This is a genomic window from Pseudoalteromonas sp. AWM4_233, from assembly GCF_056158285.1.
The window spans coordinates 2,407,819-2,423,826 of the sequence record NZ_JBSWSZ010000001.1 but is presented as its reverse complement, the minus strand read 5'-3'; the positions used below and the strand labels follow the sequence as shown (position 1 = coordinate 2,423,826).

The 16,008-nt window shown below is 38.6% G+C and carries 15 protein-coding genes; 12 read left to right on the top strand and 3 right to left on the bottom strand.

Annotated features, from left to right (window positions below; genetic code table 11):
- Positions 1-212: 212 nt before the first annotated feature.
- The 3 genes from ACXAC4_RS10815 to ACXAC4_RS10805 all read right to left on the bottom strand — a co-directional run bounded on the left by ACXAC4_RS10815 (position 213) and on the right by ACXAC4_RS10805 (position 3,570).
- A complete protein-coding gene (locus ACXAC4_RS10815) occupies positions 213-572 on the bottom strand; it encodes a hypothetical protein (RefSeq protein WP_349286268.1) in 360 nt (119 codons plus the stop codon).
- Between the two features lie 9 nt (positions 573-581).
- Positions 582-2,585, bottom strand: a complete 2,004-nt coding sequence (locus ACXAC4_RS10810; protein WP_475161370.1) for a HAMP domain-containing methyl-accepting chemotaxis protein — start codon at positions 2,583-2,585, stop codon at positions 582-584.
- 178 nt (positions 2,586-2,763) lie between these two features.
- On the bottom strand, positions 2,764-3,570 hold the full coding sequence (locus ACXAC4_RS10805; protein ID WP_475161368.1) for a sulfite exporter TauE/SafE family protein: 807 nt from the start codon (positions 3,568-3,570) through the stop codon (positions 2,764-2,766).
- A 475-nt stretch (positions 3,571-4,045) separates the two neighbouring features.
- Between ACXAC4_RS10805 and ACXAC4_RS10800 the strand changes: the two genes are divergently transcribed.
- The 12 genes from ACXAC4_RS10800 (at position 4,046) to ACXAC4_RS10745 (ending at position 16,004) form a co-directional block, all read left to right on the top strand.
- On the top strand, positions 4,046-5,020 hold the full coding sequence (locus ACXAC4_RS10800; protein WP_475161367.1) for a DUF1852 domain-containing protein: 975 nt from the start codon (positions 4,046-4,048) through the stop codon (positions 5,018-5,020).
- A gap of 76 nt (positions 5,021-5,096) precedes the next feature.
- Positions 5,097-6,125: a methionine synthase gene (locus ACXAC4_RS10795; RefSeq protein ID WP_475161364.1), complete on the top strand. Its 1,029-nt coding sequence runs from the start codon at positions 5,097-5,099 to the stop codon at positions 6,123-6,125.
- A 181-nt stretch (positions 6,126-6,306) separates the two neighbouring features.
- Positions 6,307-6,744 carry a hypothetical protein gene (locus ACXAC4_RS10790; protein ID WP_475161360.1) on the top strand — a complete coding sequence of 146 codons (438 nt, stop codon included), beginning with the start codon at positions 6,307-6,309 and terminating at the stop codon, positions 6,742-6,744.
- A gap of 624 nt (positions 6,745-7,368) precedes the next feature.
- On the top strand, positions 7,369-7,896 hold the full coding sequence (gene rppH / locus ACXAC4_RS10785; protein WP_138480969.1) for an RNA pyrophosphohydrolase: 528 nt from the start codon (positions 7,369-7,371) through the stop codon (positions 7,894-7,896).
- Between the two features lie 15 nt (positions 7,897-7,911).
- Positions 7,912-10,185 carry a phosphoenolpyruvate--protein phosphotransferase gene (gene ptsP, locus ACXAC4_RS10780; RefSeq protein ID WP_475161355.1) on the top strand — a complete coding sequence of 758 codons (2,274 nt, stop codon included), beginning with the start codon at positions 7,912-7,914 and terminating at the stop codon, positions 10,183-10,185.
- An 84-nt stretch (positions 10,186-10,269) separates the two neighbouring features.
- Positions 10,270-11,082 (top strand): sulfite exporter TauE/SafE family protein, encoded by an 813-nt coding sequence (locus ACXAC4_RS10775; protein ID WP_475161352.1) that lies wholly within the window; start codon positions 10,270-10,272, stop codon positions 11,080-11,082.
- A gap of 9 nt (positions 11,083-11,091) precedes the next feature.
- Positions 11,092-11,880 carry a prolipoprotein diacylglyceryl transferase gene (gene lgt, locus ACXAC4_RS10770; RefSeq protein ID WP_475161351.1) on the top strand — a complete coding sequence of 263 codons (789 nt, stop codon included), beginning with the start codon at positions 11,092-11,094 and terminating at the stop codon, positions 11,878-11,880.
- A 15-nt stretch (positions 11,881-11,895) separates the two neighbouring features.
- Complete coding sequence (locus ACXAC4_RS10765) at positions 11,896-12,729, top strand: thymidylate synthase (RefSeq protein WP_475161349.1); 834 nt, start codon at positions 11,896-11,898, stop codon at positions 12,727-12,729.
- 633 nt (positions 12,730-13,362) lie between these two features.
- Positions 13,363-13,581: a hypothetical protein gene (locus ACXAC4_RS10760; RefSeq protein ID WP_421962939.1), complete on the top strand. Its 219-nt coding sequence runs from the start codon at positions 13,363-13,365 to the stop codon at positions 13,579-13,581.
- A 380-nt stretch (positions 13,582-13,961) separates the two neighbouring features.
- Positions 13,962-14,264: a hypothetical protein gene (locus ACXAC4_RS10755; RefSeq protein WP_475161346.1), complete on the top strand. Its 303-nt coding sequence runs from the start codon at positions 13,962-13,964 to the stop codon at positions 14,262-14,264.
- 390 nt (positions 14,265-14,654) lie between these two features.
- Entirely contained in the window at positions 14,655-15,218 is a 564-nt protein-coding gene (locus ACXAC4_RS10750) for a hypothetical protein (RefSeq protein ID WP_475161343.1), read from the top strand.
- Positions 15,219-15,386: 168 nt separating this feature from the next.
- Positions 15,387-16,004: a hypothetical protein gene (locus ACXAC4_RS10745; protein ID WP_475161340.1), complete on the top strand. Its 618-nt coding sequence runs from the start codon at positions 15,387-15,389 to the stop codon at positions 16,002-16,004.
- Positions 16,005-16,008: the final 4 nt, after the last annotated feature.

Genomic DNA, 16,008 nt, shown 5'->3' with positions numbered 1-16,008 from the left:
TATCTCTGAGTTATAACAACGCTATTGTAACTAATGCTAATACAAGCAGCTAATTTAAATTTTATTGAAATAAATAATACTAAGGCGTGTTTGTCTTTGAATTGTGTTCAAACTTCAAAGACAAACACGGGCCAGATTGACTAGATTCATTCAAGCATCATGGCAACTCGAAAAGTCGTTTTAAAAAGCGAACAAAAGTTTTAGGTATCTTATTACCCATCACATTTATTAAATTCCTCGTTGGCTTTTTCATAAACCGTACAAAAGTCATCACTGCCATTACTTGCTTTAATTTGCTGTCCATCAAACAGTGCATTGATGACTTTAGATTTAGTCACCGTTAGGCGTTTATTTCGACATGATTTAACAGCCATTGTGCCACACTCAGCTGCAGTTGCGGCTTCTTTGAATTTTGAACATTTTTGTTTCCCTTTACATTTCTTGTAACTAATTTTCTCTTTCCCAGGGCAAGCCGTTCGCGTGTACTTTATTTCGCAAGTACCAGCCTGTGTTGCACCACTGAAGGTAAAAGAAGGGACGACAATTATTAAGCATAATAAAAATAATCGCATGGGTTGCTCCTAGGTTTTGAATTTACTCAAAAGTTCTCTTTGGGTTTCGGCCATAGAAGCTAACTGCTGACTTGCTTGATTATTTTCTTCAGCATGAGAAGCAGAAAGCTCCGTGATGTGTTGCATCTCTTTCATATTTTCATTTTGCGTGACAGCGGCAATACTCTGTTGTTCAGCGGCGGTCGCGATTTGTTGACTCATATCTTTAATGTTAGTGATGCCGCTTAAAATTGAGCCAAGCATCTCATCTACATTTTGAATGCCATCGACGCATTGCTGAGTTTCTTGCTGTGATTTAGACATGGTTGCAACAGCTTGCTTTGCACCTTGTTGCAGGTTCTCTATCGCTTGTTGAATTTCTTGAGTGGCATCATGGGCTTTACTCGCCAAGGTTCTCACCTCATCGGCAACAACCGCAAAGCCTCGACCTTGTTCTCCAGCCCTAGCTGCTTCAATGGCTGCATTTAAAGCCAATAAGTTGGTTTGTTCGGCGACGCCTCGAATAATGTCTAATACAGAGCTGATGTTATTCGTGTCATCGTTCAGGGTTTCTATCACTGTCGCTGATTGCTTAATGGCATCAGCAAGCAAGTGAATGTTGTCTATGTTTTGGTTGAGTAATATTTGCCCTTGTTCAGCATCATTATTTGACTTTTCAACTTGTTCTAAAGTGTGATGAATACTGTTAGACACTGACTGCACAGTGTCAGTCATCTCCGCAATAGAGTGGGTCATCACCTGCATTTTGTCGTTTTGAGAAGAGGCACTGTCAAAACTCTGCTTGGCGATGGTATTTGTTTCTTCTGCTGTGGTCGCTAGGCTATTAGAATTATGGGCTATTTCTTTTAAGGTGTGTCTTAAGGAATTAACCAAGCTTTGCATATTATCAGCGAGTTCACCTAACTCATCATCACGCATTTTAGTGAAGTGAACGGTCATGTCTCCAGTCGCGGCTTGTTTTATTTGTGTTACTGCATGATGCAGAGGCTTTTTGATGGAGTTAGTTACAAAGTAGGCGACAGATGCAGACAAGCATAGGGTGATCAGCGTTAAGATTGTGGTAATTAACTGATTTTGATTCACCGACTCAAGTGCATCATTCTTAATTTCGTTGGAGGTTACTTTAATCTTGTCGTTTAACCTAATCAGTATTTCTCTGGCGTTATTGCCCTGATGCTTAGCTTGTTTAAGCTGCTCTGACACTTCTTTTTTGCGATTTAGGCTATCCAATCTTGCTTTGATAGCACTTTTGTCACCGACAAGTGCAGCTAAAAATCGCTCTAAATTGTCAACCATCAAAGAAACAGACTCATCGTCTTTGAGTTCTGACGATTGTGAAAATTTATTAAATAAACCTTTTAACTCCTCCTTAGAGTCTTTTAAAGCAGATTCGATACTGAGTATTTCAAAAGTGATATTTGAAGTTAAAGCAGCGTTCGCTTCATCTACACTGCTTTCTATAAGGGTGACAAACTCAGTGATAGAATCATTGGTGCTTTCATTTTCACTTAACCCCTCTAAATCATATGCAAGGCTTAAGCTTTCATCACCCATATCTCCAAACTCTCGAGCGCGTTCTTGAGTAATAGAGAGTAACGTAAGTAATTTAAAGTAATCGGTAATAACCTGATCACTCGCTTTAAGAAAGGTAGTGTTTAATGTTTTAGTTTCTTCTAATAAAGCGTATGAGTCACTATTCGGTTCAATAAATTGACTGAGTGATTGAATTGCTAAGTCATTATTTACATTTGCTTGCTTTATTAAATCACGTAATCGAGTAGCTTCTTGCTCATTTTCAGTCGTGGAAAGCTCTATCAGTGATAACTCAGTGATTAGTATGTTTTGTGCCAGATCTGCGCCTGCAATAAGTGTAGGTACGCTTTTTTCACTCATTTGTTCAACCCCGGAACCGATAGAGCGTATTCCCATTAAGGCAACTAGATAAATAACTATGGAGAGCAAAAGTAATATTGCAAAACCACCAAATATTCGAAGTGATACTGTTAGTTTCATATTAACTCTACACTTTTCAGAGATTGTTTAACGTATAGCAGTAATTTGTTTGTTTTTCGAACAACTTTTAATTGGTGATAAATTTGAGCTCGATTTATAGCCAGAAGAACTCTAGCTTTAGCAATGACTGGTTTTGTGATGTTGCTGTAATAAGGGGCTTTTAAGCCCCTAAAAATGATTAAACGACCATGTTTACAGCCATTATGACTAGCAGGCCTGAGAACGCTTTTTTAATGGTAGATACCGGTAAGCTCTGTGTAGCCTTGGCACCAAGGGGAGCGGTAAACCAAGATGTGCAAACAATACCAAGTAGCGCAGGTAAATATACAAACCCGGCAAAGCCATCAGTCATTGCAAAATGGCTACTGCCTGAGCTGATATAACCAATTGAACCAAATAGGGCGATTACGATGCCGCAAGCTGATGCGCAGCCAATGGCCTTTTTCATATCGACCGAAAAAAAGCTCAAAAGTGGTACTAAAAGGGCACCGCCGCCAATACCTATCATGGCAGAAAGGCCCCCAGTAATGGTAGTTAATATAGTTAATACACCTTTGTTTGGTAAAGTACGCTCGCTTGGGGTGTCGGTTTTACTGCTTAAAAACATTTTTAGTGCAATAAGCACAACACTCACTGCAAATACAATTCTTACAATGTGCTCAGGTAAAAGTGCAGCCATAAAGCCGCTTATTAGGGCGCCAAGAGCCACACCTGTCATGATCCAAGGAGCTAATTCCCATGGCACGTTACCATTTTTATGATGTGCAATAGCCGAAGAAGTCGAGGTGAACAAGATTGAAGCCAAAGAAGTCGCAATGGCTGCAACAACCACTTGTTCAGCAGGCAACACCTCAAAATGCAGTAAGATAATACTCAATATTGGCACGATAACTAAACCGCCACCAATACCTAATAATCCCGCTAAAAAGCCCACAACACTACCAAGTAATGCGCAGTACAACACCAATAGTATTAATTCACTCATTCCATTTTCTCTTATTAAAGTTAACCATTGCTTAGATGTGATTGATAAATAGACATCCAGACTTCTCGCGAGTATATCAACATCTTAATGGCTTGTTTTTCTTAAATGAGAGATAAGCTTTGAAAAATCCTCATGTTTTGTATGAAGGAAATAGATACAAGAGAAAACCACCTTTAGACGTCTAGATTTCTGTTGTGGTTTTCTAAATAATTTGGCTTTGCATTGTTCTACATGGGTAAGTATGACCCCTGTAACGTGAATCAAACTCATGTTTTAGGTGAAATTAAACCGTTTTTCTTCAAGTTGCAGAATACGTATAACTAATAGGGCTCCGAACGCAAGACCAAACGAATTTAAGTATTCCTTAGTAAGTCTGTACAAGATAAACATGATTTACTTAGATATTCAGTAAAGGCTAGGTAAGTGAAGGGAGCAGCAATTTACTATTTATCTCAGTAAAAAGGATACAGAACACATGAGTCACGATTTTAACTTCAGCATTAAAACGCAGCGCCTTGATGAAAACTACGAGCCATCAACCAGCACACGTATCACCACCAACTTTGCAAATTTAGCTCGTGGAGAGAGTCGTCAGGCAAATTTACGTAATGCCTTAACTATGATCGACAGCCGCTTTAACGCCCTTGCCCATTGGGATAACCCCAATGCCGACCGTTATGCAGTTGAGTTAGAAATTGTATCAGTAGATATGGATATTACGGGGAGTGACGAAGCATTCCCGTCGATTGAGGTGCTTAAAACTTACATTTTAGATAAGCAAACGAATGAGCGCATTGAAGGCATAGTGGGCAACAACTTTTCGTCTTATGTACGTGATTACGACTTTAGCGTGTTGCTTCTAAATCATAATAAAGATAAGCCGCAGTTTAGTATTCCTGAAGACTTTGGCGACCTGCACGGTAAGTTATTTCAGTATTTTGTAAATTCACAGACTTATAAAAATAACTTCAAAAAGCCACCAGTGATCTGTTTATCAGTCTCAGATAATAAAACCTATCGTCGTACAGAAAACCAGCACCCAGTGCTAGGTTTTGAATATTTACCGAATGAATCGTCATTGACTGAGCAGTACTTCCAAAAGATGGGATTACAAGTGCGCTACTTTATGCCACCAAACAGCGTTGCGCCTTTTGCATTTTACTTCTTTGGTGATTTATTGAACGACTATAGCAACTTAGAGCTTATAAGCACCATTAGCACCATGGAAACGTTTCAGAAGATTTATCGCCCAGAGATTTATAACGCCAACGCGGTTGCTGGCAAGGTTTATAAACCAAACCTGAAAAACCTTGATCATTCGCTTACACAAATCATCTATGACCGTGAAGAGCGCAGTCGTTTAGCCAAAGAGCAAGGTAAGTTTGCTGAAGAGTATTTTATAAAGCCTTACCAAAATATTTTGGCTCAGTGGTCGGCAAACTTCGCTTAATCATCTTTTGCCAAAAAAACGGCCTTACATTTACGTAAGGTCGAGTGCTTAATCACCCTAGAAAAGAATTAGTAAAATGAAAACATTATTACCAACATCAACAGCAGGCAGTTTGCCAAAACCATCTTGGTTGGCGCAACCAGAAGTACTTTGGTCACCATGGAAGTTATCAGGGCAAGAATTAATTGATGGCAAACACGATGCATTACGTGTGTCATTACAAGAGCAGTATCAAACTGGCTTAGACATTGTCAGTGATGGTGAACAAACTAGACAACACTTTGTCACGACCTTTATTGAGCATCTTGATGGTGTTGATTTCGAAAATCGCCGCACAGTTAAAATCCGTGACCGCTATGATGCCAGTGTTCCCACTGTTTATGGTCCTGTTTCACGCCAAAAGCCTGTATTTGTTGAAGACGCAAAGTTCTTACGTGCGCAAACAAATAAGCCGATTAAATGGGCTTTACCGGGCCCTATGACCATGGTTGATACTTTATTTGATGACCATTATAAAAGTCGCGAAAAATTGGCTTGGGAATTTGCTGTGATCCTTAACCAAGAGGCCAAAGAGCTTGAAGCGGCTGGTGTTGATATTATCCAATTTGATGAGCCTGCGTTTAATGTTTTCTTTGAAGAAGTAAATGAGTGGGGCATTAAATGCCTTGAACGTGCCATTGAAGGCTTAAACTGTGAAACGGCAGTACATATTTGTTATGGCTATGGCATTAAAGCCAACACTGATTGGAAGAAAACTCTGGGTTCAGAATGGCGTCAATATGAAGAGGTATTTCCAAAGCTTCAGCAATCAAACATAGATATTATCTCTCTTGAATGTCATAACTCTCGTGTACCAATAGAACTGCTTTCTTTGATCCGCGGTAAAAAAGTCATGGTTGGCGCTATTGATGTGGCAACCAATACCATTGAGACGCCAGAAGAAGTGGCCAACACATTACGTGAAGCGTTGCGTTACGTAGATGCCGACAAACTTTACCCCAGTACAAACTGTGGTTTAGCGCCACTTGCTAGAAAAGTAGCACGAGGTAAGCTAACAGCGCTAGCGAAAGGTGCTGAAATTGTTCGCAAAGAATTAGAAGCTTAACTGAGCATCAATATAAAAAACCTTTCTCATTTATTGAGAAAGGTTTTACCTTTTTGTTGCTCTGTGGTGGTTGGTTTAATAATTTCTAAGATGCTTTAATAAAATTTAATATTTTTAGTCTATTAAACTCATGGTGTTGTATGTGACATTTGGTTTGTAAAAAATAAACAAGGAAAGCAACATGATATTACGACTCATCTCAATTCTTTTTATTGCACTCATGTCTACTAACTTATCTGCTCACCAGTTCGAAGGTGATTGGCAATTTATAAAAGGTGAATATAAAACAGCGAGTGGTGAGGTACTTTATGCTGATAACTCAACGCTGGTGGCGATCAAAACAATAAAAGGTAGTAAATTTGCTTTCAACAATATGCAGCAAGGAGAATTTCTAGGCTATTTATCGGGTACGTTCACAGTTGAAGGTGATAGCTATAAAGAGCATATAAAAAAGCATGTAAAGCAAAGTGGACCAGGAGAGCACGCTGGTAAAGTATTTACTTTCCAAGGTTGGCTTGAGGAAAAGCAAGAGCACGGGCAAAAAGTAATTTATTGGCATCACAAAGGAATGGTAGCTGGTACTGAAGAAACGGAAGTTTGGAGAAAGCTAAATAAATAGCAATACTGAGAGAGTTTAATAGATTCTTTAGTACCCCAGATTTGTTGACTACTCAATAGGCCTGTTTGGTAAAAACAGGCTTATATTTTCTTGCCCATTGCTTTAATTACACTTCCAGCCTCCTAATTCAATAAAGTCTATGCATCGAAAGCAAACGTTTAAATAAACCGCGTACTTTTCACGTTTATTATGGCTACCAAGCGACCACAACAGACTGAAAGCCTTAATTTTTATGTCCCATTATATTTTTGTCTAAAAAGCGAGCAGGACTTTAAAAGCATTATTTTTTTGATTTTTGCTCAATAAAAACCCGCTTATTTATACAGTGGTTCATTCTAATTGCATGAAATATAACACTTTTTTTAAAGTTATTTTTTTCTTGTTGAGTTGCTTTAACTCGTGCCTTTGGATAAATACAGTAATATGAACACAGTTATCCACAGAATCTGTGGAGAAAGTGAGTTTTATACAGTATTTTTGTGGATTTAATTTATTAAAAATAAAAGTTGTTCAATTTTAAGGTTAACCTGTGGATAAGGTGGGAGAAAGCTGGAATTATATTTGCTGTAGGCATTAAGTTATGGAACAATCAAAAAATATCGACTTAAGAAATGAGGCACTAAGGTGATTGATGCCGAAGGATTTCGTGCCAATGTCGGAATTGTGATCTGTAATAATCAAGGTCAGGTTTTTTGGGCACGACGCTATGGACAACATTCATGGCAGTTTCCACAAGGTGGAGTAGACGATGGTGAAACCCCAGAACAAACCATGTACCGAGAGTTACATGAAGAAGTTGGGTTAAAACCAGAAGATGTTGAGATTGTTGCGAGCTCTAAACATTGGTTAAGGTACAAGCTGCCTAAGCGCTTGATCCGTAAAGATTCAAGCCCAGTTTGTATCGGTCAAAAACAAAAATGGTTTTTATTGAAACTCCGTTGTAAAGATGAAGATGTAGACTTACTACATACGCACCATCCCGAGTTTGATGATTGGCGTTGGGTGAGTTATTGGTATCCGGTTCGTCAAGTGGTGTCTTTTAAGCGTGATGTATATCGCCGAGTGATGAAAGAGTTTGCGCCATTTGCGATGCCTTTTAATCGGAAAGAGCATACACCAAAAGAGCAAAATCATTGGCGACATCGCCGTTAAATTAAGGAGAAGATTGTGCTTGCGACATTACGAGCCATTGTTGAAGAGGTGGCGCAACAGCCCACATTAACTGAAGCACTTAATCGTTTTGTCGTCATGGTCAAAGAAGCACTCGCTACAGAGTGCTGCTCTATTTATTTTGCTGATTACAGCCAAGATAACTTTATCTTGATGGCCAGTGATGGACTCAACCCTCAGGCAATCGGTAATTTTAGAATTGGCTTTACAGAGGGCTTGGTTGGGTTAGTTGCACAACGCGAAGAGCCTATCAATATTGCCCATGCGCAGTCTCACCCAAGATTCAAACTCTCTCCTGAAGTACATGAAGAAGGCTACAATGCTTTTTTATCGGTGCCACTAGTTCATCAAAGAAAAGTCATTGGCGTTATTGTTGTACAGCAAAAGCAAGCGCGTTCATTCAGCAACGACGAAGAATCTTTTCTGATTACTTTATCAGCTCAACTAGCATCTCAACTTGCTAACACCGAAGCAAAATCAATTTTGTCTGTTGAAACAACTGCAAAAAAAACCTCTGTTTTAAAAGGGGTATCTGGCTCTCCAGGCATTGCTTTAGGGCAAGGTTTTGTTGTGATCCCAAAGCTTGATTTTGAAAGCATAGATATGCAAAAAAGTGATAATGTGGAGCAACAGAAAAAGCTTTTTGCACAAGCGGTTTCTGCGACACGGCAAGATTTTCATATTATGGCTTCAACATTTAGTGATTCTATGCCTAAGGAAGCCGTCGCGGTTTTTGAAGTGTATCAGCAATTATTGGATGCCCGGAGCTTAGGGCGACAGGTCGAAGCACAGCTTGAGCAAGGCTGGAGTGCAAAAAGCGCACTAAAATATGTCATTGAAAGTTTGGTGAGCCAATTTAATGCTATGTCTGACCCTTATATAAAAGAGCGGGCAATAGACGTAAAAGAAATAGGGTTACGTGTTTTGCATCACCTTATGAGTACAGAGCAAGCTGTTAAATCCTATCCAAAAGATACTATTTTAATTACGCACACATTGACTCCGACCATGTTGGCTGAAGTGTCAAAAGAGCGCTTAAAAGGAGTGATCAGTGTGAATGGCTCTGCAAATTCACACGCTTCTATACTTACCAGAGCCATGGGTATTCCAGCTGTTTGGGGTATTGAAGACATTCCGCTATTACAATTTGAAAACAAAGACATCATTCTAGATGCTTATGCTGGCCGAGTTTATATTTCGCCCACGCCTGCGCTTAAAAAAGAATATAAACAGTTACATCTTCAAGAAAGTAAACTACACGATAAGTTTGAAGCTGAACATCATTTAGAAGCTGTAACACTAGATGGTGAGCATATTAGCTTGTTAGTGAATGCAGGTTTGGATTTATCGACTGAGCAAGAAATTGCCAAGTATTGTGATGGGGTTGGCCTATACCGAACTGAAGCTTGGTTTATGCAAAAAGGCCAATTTCCGACACAAGCTGAGCAAGAGCAATGGTACAGAGCAGTATTAACACGCTATCATCCAGAAAATGTGGTTATGAGAACCCTCGACATTGGCGGTGATAAAGTACTCGACTATTTCAATTTTACCGAAGAAAACCCATTTCTGGGTTGGCGCGGCATCAGGATTTCTCTAGATCATCCAGAGCTGTTGTTAGATCAGCTTAAAGCCATGTTAAAGGCCAATACGGGCTTAGGTAACCTAAAAATTATGCTACCTATGGTCAGCCATACCGAAGAAGTGGATGAAGCGCTTAAATTACTCGAGCAAGCTTACTTTGAATTGCAAGAAGAGTGGGCTGATCAATTTATTCAAATCGAGAAACCAGAAATCGGCGTTATGCTTGAAGTGCCTTCTAGCATTTATTTATTGCCTGAGTGGGCTGACAAAGTCGACTTTTGCTCGGTCGGTAGTAATGATTTAACCCAATATCTACTTGCGGTTGATAGAAATAATGCGCAAGTAGCTGATCTTTTTGATCCATTCCATCCGAGTGTATTACGTGTGCTCAATCAAGTTGCCTCACAATGTCAAAATCTAGAACTACCTTTCAGCTTATGTGGTGAGTTAGGCGGTGAACCTGAAGGCGCTATTTTATTGATAGCAATGGGTTATCGACGTTTAAGTATGAACATTTCGACGATGAGTAAGGTGAAGTGGGTACTTAGGCGTTTAAAAGTCGCTGACATGGAAGCGCTTTTAAGTGAGTGCTTAAAGCAATCGACCACGAAACAAGTTCACCGTTTACTTAAGAGTTTTATGATTGAGAATGATTTTAGTGAACTGCTCTACCAATCTAAACACTAACTGTTTGTTAAGGTTTATTTCCGGTGTTTAATCAATTTCAAATCGGGTAAAATAGCGCGCAAATTATAATAAGAGAATGCGTTCATGAATGACTTGTTACTACTTGTCCTCTACTGTGCCATTTTGGGCAGTGGTGTAGGCTTTTTAGCCGGATTATTAGGGATAGGTGGTGGCCTTATCATCGTACCTGTATTAAGCGCTATTTTGTTGCATTTTGATGTTCTTCCAGCGGAACAAGTAGTGATTGCAGCGATTGCTACTTCTTTGGCTTCTATTCTATTTACCTCGACGTCTTCAGCTTTAGCTCATCATAAAAATGGTAATGTACCGTGGCAAGTCGCACCTTGGATCATGTCAGGTGTGGCATTAGGGGCTTTAGTGAGTGGCTTTATGGCCTCTTTTCTCCCAGAGGCGGTGGTTAGGATTATTTTCTCTGTTTGCGTGGTTTTAATTGCTTTAAAAATGCTCTACAGCAGCAGGAAAACAGCGACACAGTCTTCGAGAACTTTACCAAATGGCCCTATTTTAACTTTTTTTACCAGTATTACAGGCGGCCTTTCTGCGATGATTGGTATCGGAGGGGGCGCGTTACTTGTACCCTTGTTGACGTTTTTCTCAATGGATATGAAAAAAGCCATCGGCTGTGCATCCGCTTGTGGTATCGTAATCGCTTTATTTGGGTCGCTTGGTTATATCAGTGCAGGAAGTAAGCACTTTGAATTGACACAAGGCTTTGCTGGGTTTGTTTATTTACCGGCTCTCGTAGGCATTGTCTCAACCTCTTGGTTTATGGCGCCAATAGGCGCAAAGTCGACGCAATATTTACCTGTTTCAACAATAAAAAAAATCTTTGCAGCGCTGCTCATAGTTATCGCTGCTAACATGATTGTTAATTAAGGAAAGGCTATGGAGTTTCCACAAATTGATCCCATCATTTTTTCGATTGGGCCTTTAAGTGTCCGTTGGTACGGACTCATGTATTTAATCGGCTTTGCGTTTGCAATGTGGTTTGGTAAGCGTCAAGCGGCAAAACCAAACTCAGGTTGGAAAACAGAAGAAGTTGATGATTTATTATTCTACGGCATGATAGGTGTGATCTTAGGTGGTCGAGTTGGTTATGTGCTTTTCTATCAATTCTCCTATTTATTAGAAAACCCACTTTACCTTTTCAAAATCTGGGAAGGTGGCATGTCATTCCATGGTGGCGCCTTGGGCGTAATTATTGCCATTTTCATTTTCGCTTGGCGTACTAAACGTTCACCTTTTGCTGTTGGCGACTTTGTAGTGCCATTGGTTCCTGTTGGCTTATTGGCAGGCCGTATTGGTAACTTTATCAATGGTGAATTATGGGGCCGTACGTCAGACGTGCCTTGGGCGATGGTATTCCCAACTGGTGGGCCATTACCGCGTCATCCATCGCAATTATATGAAGCTTTCTTCGAAGGCCTAGTTTTATTTATTATGCTCATTTGGTTTGCTAAAAAGCCTCGTCCTACGGGCAGTGTCGCTGGCCTATTCTTATTCGGTTACGGTTTTTTTAGATTCTGTATCGAATATTTCCGCGAACCTGACGCCCACATTGGTTTATATGGCGGCCTGATTTCACAAGGCCAAATTCTATCAATGCCAATGATCATTGCTGGCCTTGGTATTATGATTTGGGCATATAAAACCCAACCCGTTGCACAAAAGTAAGAGTTATAAAACGCTATGAAACAATATTTAGAGTTAATGCGCCATGTCAAAGAGAATGGCACTAAAAAAGAAGATAGAACAGGCACAGGCACAATCAGTGTGTTTGGCTATCAGATGCGTTTTAATCTTCAAGAAGGCTTTCCGTTAGTCACCACTAAAAAGTGCCACTTACGCTCAATTATCCATGAGTTACTTTGGTTTTTGAATGGTGAAACAAATATCCAATACTTAAAAGACAATGGCGTAAGCATTTGGGATGGTTGGGCGACGGAAGAGGGCGAGCTTGGCCCTGTGTATGGTGCTCAATGGCGTTCATGGACTGGCCCAAATGGTGAAGTAGTTGACCAGATTAAAGAGCTGATAGAGCAAATTAAAACAAACCCAGATTCGCGTCGTTTAATCGTAAGTGCTTGGAATCCAGCGTTACTGCCTGATACTCAGTACTCACCAAGTGAAAATGCGGCTATGGGTAAGCAAGCACTGCCGCCATGCCATACACTATTCCAATTTTACGTATTAGACGGCAAGCTGTCTTGCCAGCTTTATCAACGCAGCGCTGATATTTTCTTAGGAGTGCCATTTAATATCGCAAGCTATGCGCTGTTAACTATGATGATTGCTCAGGTGTGTGACTTAGAAGTTGGTGACTTTATTCATACTTTCGGTGATGCACACTTATATCTTAATCATTTAGAGCAGGTTGATGAGCAATTAAGCCGTACGCCTTTCCCTAAACCGACAATGAAAATAAACTCGGAAGTGAAAGACATTTTCGGCTTCAAGTTTGATGACTTCGAGCTTGTTGATTACCAAGCTCACCCGCATATCAAAGCACCCGTTTCTATTTAAAATAACAAAGCTAGGGTTAAAATACCCTAGCTTTATTATTAAAACCATAAAAAACCTCAAAGTAAAATCTAAAAAACTTCTTAATTATCTATTTCAAAGAAACATGTCCCTTAGAATTTAAAACGCTTATTTTTAATTAATGGCAATAATGATTTTGTTTAATTAATCTGTATTTTTATTTGTTAAAAATTACGAAATAATTTTTTATCTTAAATGCCTGGTTTTTATTTTTAAATTGCCGTCTTGTAAATATTTCATAGTGTTTTAAAGTTTATTTATTTCATCGGCTTACTGCTCGCATTTGCATTTTGTATGTTTTTTTAAAGGTTTTGTTTAAATGCTAATTTGACGTTTTTGTTACAGCATCCTACCTTTTAATTATTCAAGAAGTGGCTTTTTATAGTGTAACTTCATTCTTGCTCTTCTAGTTATTTATTACTTTTGAGGAAAGTAGTTGTTTTTTAAAAATGGATTTTCTTTACTCGTTATATTTTTGCGAGTCTAGGAGAAGGGAGGCTAGTTTTAGTCAGCGTAGAATGAAACTAAAACTAGCCAAATTAAACGCTATTAAATAAGGATAGCACTTAACTGTTCCGAGCTTGTCAGAAAGTTCGGATATATGGAGTATATACTATGCGTGAATTAAACATGAAAGAAGTTGAACAAGTAAAAGGTGGAGATGCACTAGAAGGTTTTAATTGGGGGGTTGCTTTAGGGACTGTTGGAGGTGCAGCACTAACTGGATCATCAATTGGTGCAACTCGAGGCGGCGTTATAGGGGGAGCTTTGGGTTTTTCTTTTGGCTTAGGTTGGGGCATTGGTTCGGCAATATATACACACATAATTAGGTAAATTTAAAAATGGGCTGCTTTATTAAGCAGCCCACTCATAGGAGTTTGTAATATGAAACCAAAAACACTTGTTAGGATCGCTTGCTTTACGTCACTTTTAAATCTTTTCTTAGGATTTTATCTATACTCAGTTAATTATAATTTATCAATAGTATTATTTTCGGGAAGTGTTTTTTCATTATTTATGATGGATAATCCAGGATTGTTTTTGTGTAAAAGTGTAAAAGAGTTAGACGAGCTTATTCCTCAAGCTAAGAGTAAAATATATTTATTTTTACCTATCTCTATTTGCGCGTTAATGTTTTTGTTTGAATTATACTCTTTGATAAGTTGATTGAAATTAATATTTAAATGTTATTGCTAGGTATGTGGGTATTTAATGTGAAAAAATATTGCCCGAAATGTAACGCAGAAATAAGCCAAAAACAAATTGATATGTTAAAGAAACAAGAAGTTATTTTGTGTAGAGATTGTTTTGCTTATTTAAGGGTTTATAGGAAGAGTATACCTTTTATTATGGCAACAATTGGTGGTTTAGTTGGTGTTTACGGTGCTAGTAGAGGGGTGGGTACTACATATCTTGTATTGTTTATGTCCATATTCTCATTGTTTTTTTATTTCATATTTACCCGGTTTATTGGAATTTATTACAAGTTGGAAAAAGTTGATAGTAATGATGCTTGACTTTTTAGAAGGTTTTTAAGTGTTTGCTGATATGATGAGTTTTTAGAGCGGAGAACTATATTATTTATCCTTTTTTATTTTCTCTAGTCGTCTTGGTTTTAATTATTTCGATAAAAAACAAAAAAGTTAAATTTATAGTTACATTACCATTTATGTTGGTTGGTGCAGCGAGTATTTTTGATCGAGTAACTAATTACTTTAGTTAATCAAAGAATAAGTGAAATTTAGTGTGCCATACCCCTGTTTAGGTTGGCACATTTTCATTCCTATTTTAATATGACTTAGCTGTTGAAGTTATATTCCGCTTAACACGATCTGTAGAATCAGACGCTTTGCCATTGTAAAATGTCTAAAGATTTACTTGTATGTTGTCTGATCTTAAGAGGTTTTATGCTGAAACACATTGCGTTACTTGTTATTTTTTGTGTGTTAGTTGCTTGTACAAGCCCTCACAACTCACCTGTTTCAATAACTCAATCAAATAAAAAGACTGCTGATGATACCTTTTTAATAGAGCTTCAGAACAACAAAGAAGAACTAAAGCGTTTAGTTTCTATGGAACAAGATCTTAAAGTTTTGATTGCTGCGTTATCTGAACAAAGTGATTTACAAAACCTTCCGGCTTCTTTGCGTACTAAACCAAAAATTGAACAACACAAGATAGATAAAAGTCTTCATCTGAAAACTTCTCAAACAAAAAAAGCGCATGGGTTCAAGCTAAGCTTACAGCCTGTATTCAGTGAAAGCAGTGCCCAGGCTCAGCTCAACAAGGTTTATACACATCTACCTAAATTAGAGACTCTTTTGTCAAGCTTAATATTAGAACAAACTCATCGGTTACAAAGTAGATTTGTGCCTACATTAAAGACTGTAAAAAATAGAGATGATGCCAATAAGCTGTGTGCCTTTATTAATAACATTGGCGTATTGTGTACAGTTGAAGAAAATAGATAATAAACAAAAGTATTAGCTTTAAATGAAAGTACAGATTTCAAATTATTGATATGTCTCAAACAATAACCTTGATTCTGTATGATGATTAGGAATTATTTGGGATAATAAACTATTAAATGATTTAAAGTTGATACCTGAAGTCGCTCGCATTTTATTAAGGACACTGTTATGACAAAAAATCTACTTATTTTATCTCTAGGGATAGCTTTATCTACTTTTACCTTATCTTCTTTGGCGAGCTCGCAAACGCAAAATGTTGATGCAAAAGTAACTGTTCAAAACACCTTTAAGCTTGAAGTAAAGCAGACGTTAGACTTCGGTACAGTGAGAGCAGTCTCTAAAGCGTCAACTACTGCGGCACTGAGTATTCCTGCAAATCCTAATTTGCAAATATCAACAACGGCAGCTGGCGGGTCTGATCCGGCTATTATGGATATTTTAGATTCTGCCACGGCACAACCTGCTCAGCTTACAATCGCAGAAGCCACTAAATACACGCCATTAACGATTGAATTGCCAGATGTTGGTACGACACCAGTAGAACTTGCGACAACGGGACCTGGTACTACACCAGTGTTTAAGATCACTGCATTTACACTTTATGCCACAGTGGGCCAAAACGCTAACCAAGACATCGCAATAACAACAAACCAAGGCACAATCACCACAGATGGTTCTGGTAACGCAGAGTTTAACTTAGGTGCGACGCTGACGACTGATGATATCGATGGCGAATACGTAGACGGTGACTACACAGGCACAGTTGCTGTTACGGTAAGTTACTAAACTA

What these genes read in the sequence shown, in the direction of transcription:
- ACXAC4_RS10800 (WP_475161367.1), top strand. Translation starts at nt 4,046, where the DNA reads ATGAGTCACGATTTTAACTTCAGCATTAAAACGCAGCGCCTTGATGAA.
- ACXAC4_RS10745 (WP_475161340.1), top strand. Translation starts at nt 15,387, where the DNA reads ATGACAAAAAATCTACTTATTTTATCTCTAGGGATAGCTTTATCTACT.
- ACXAC4_RS10815 (WP_349286268.1), bottom strand. Translation starts at nt 572, where the DNA reads ATGCGATTATTTTTATTATGCTTAATAATTGTCGTCCCTTCTTTTACC.
- ACXAC4_RS10775 (WP_475161352.1), top strand. Translation starts at nt 10,270, where the DNA reads ATGAATGACTTGTTACTACTTGTCCTCTACTGTGCCATTTTGGGCAGT.
- ACXAC4_RS10790 (WP_475161360.1), top strand. Translation starts at nt 6,307, where the DNA reads ATGATATTACGACTCATCTCAATTCTTTTTATTGCACTCATGTCTACT.
- lgt (WP_475161351.1), top strand. Translation starts at nt 11,092, where the DNA reads ATGGAGTTTCCACAAATTGATCCCATCATTTTTTCGATTGGGCCTTTA.
- ACXAC4_RS10750 (WP_475161343.1), top strand. Translation starts at nt 14,655, where the DNA reads ATGCTGAAACACATTGCGTTACTTGTTATTTTTTGTGTGTTAGTTGCT.
- ACXAC4_RS10760 (WP_421962939.1), top strand. Translation starts at nt 13,363, where the DNA reads ATGCGTGAATTAAACATGAAAGAAGTTGAACAAGTAAAAGGTGGAGAT.
- ACXAC4_RS10765 (WP_475161349.1), top strand. Translation starts at nt 11,896, where the DNA reads ATGAAACAATATTTAGAGTTAATGCGCCATGTCAAAGAGAATGGCACT.
- ACXAC4_RS10805 (WP_475161368.1), bottom strand. Translation starts at nt 3,570, where the DNA reads ATGAGTGAATTAATACTATTGGTGTTGTACTGCGCATTACTTGGTAGT.
- ACXAC4_RS10810 (WP_475161370.1), bottom strand. Translation starts at nt 2,585, where the DNA reads ATGAAACTAACAGTATCACTTCGAATATTTGGTGGTTTTGCAATATTA.
- ACXAC4_RS10795 (WP_475161364.1), top strand. Translation starts at nt 5,097, where the DNA reads ATGAAAACATTATTACCAACATCAACAGCAGGCAGTTTGCCAAAACCA.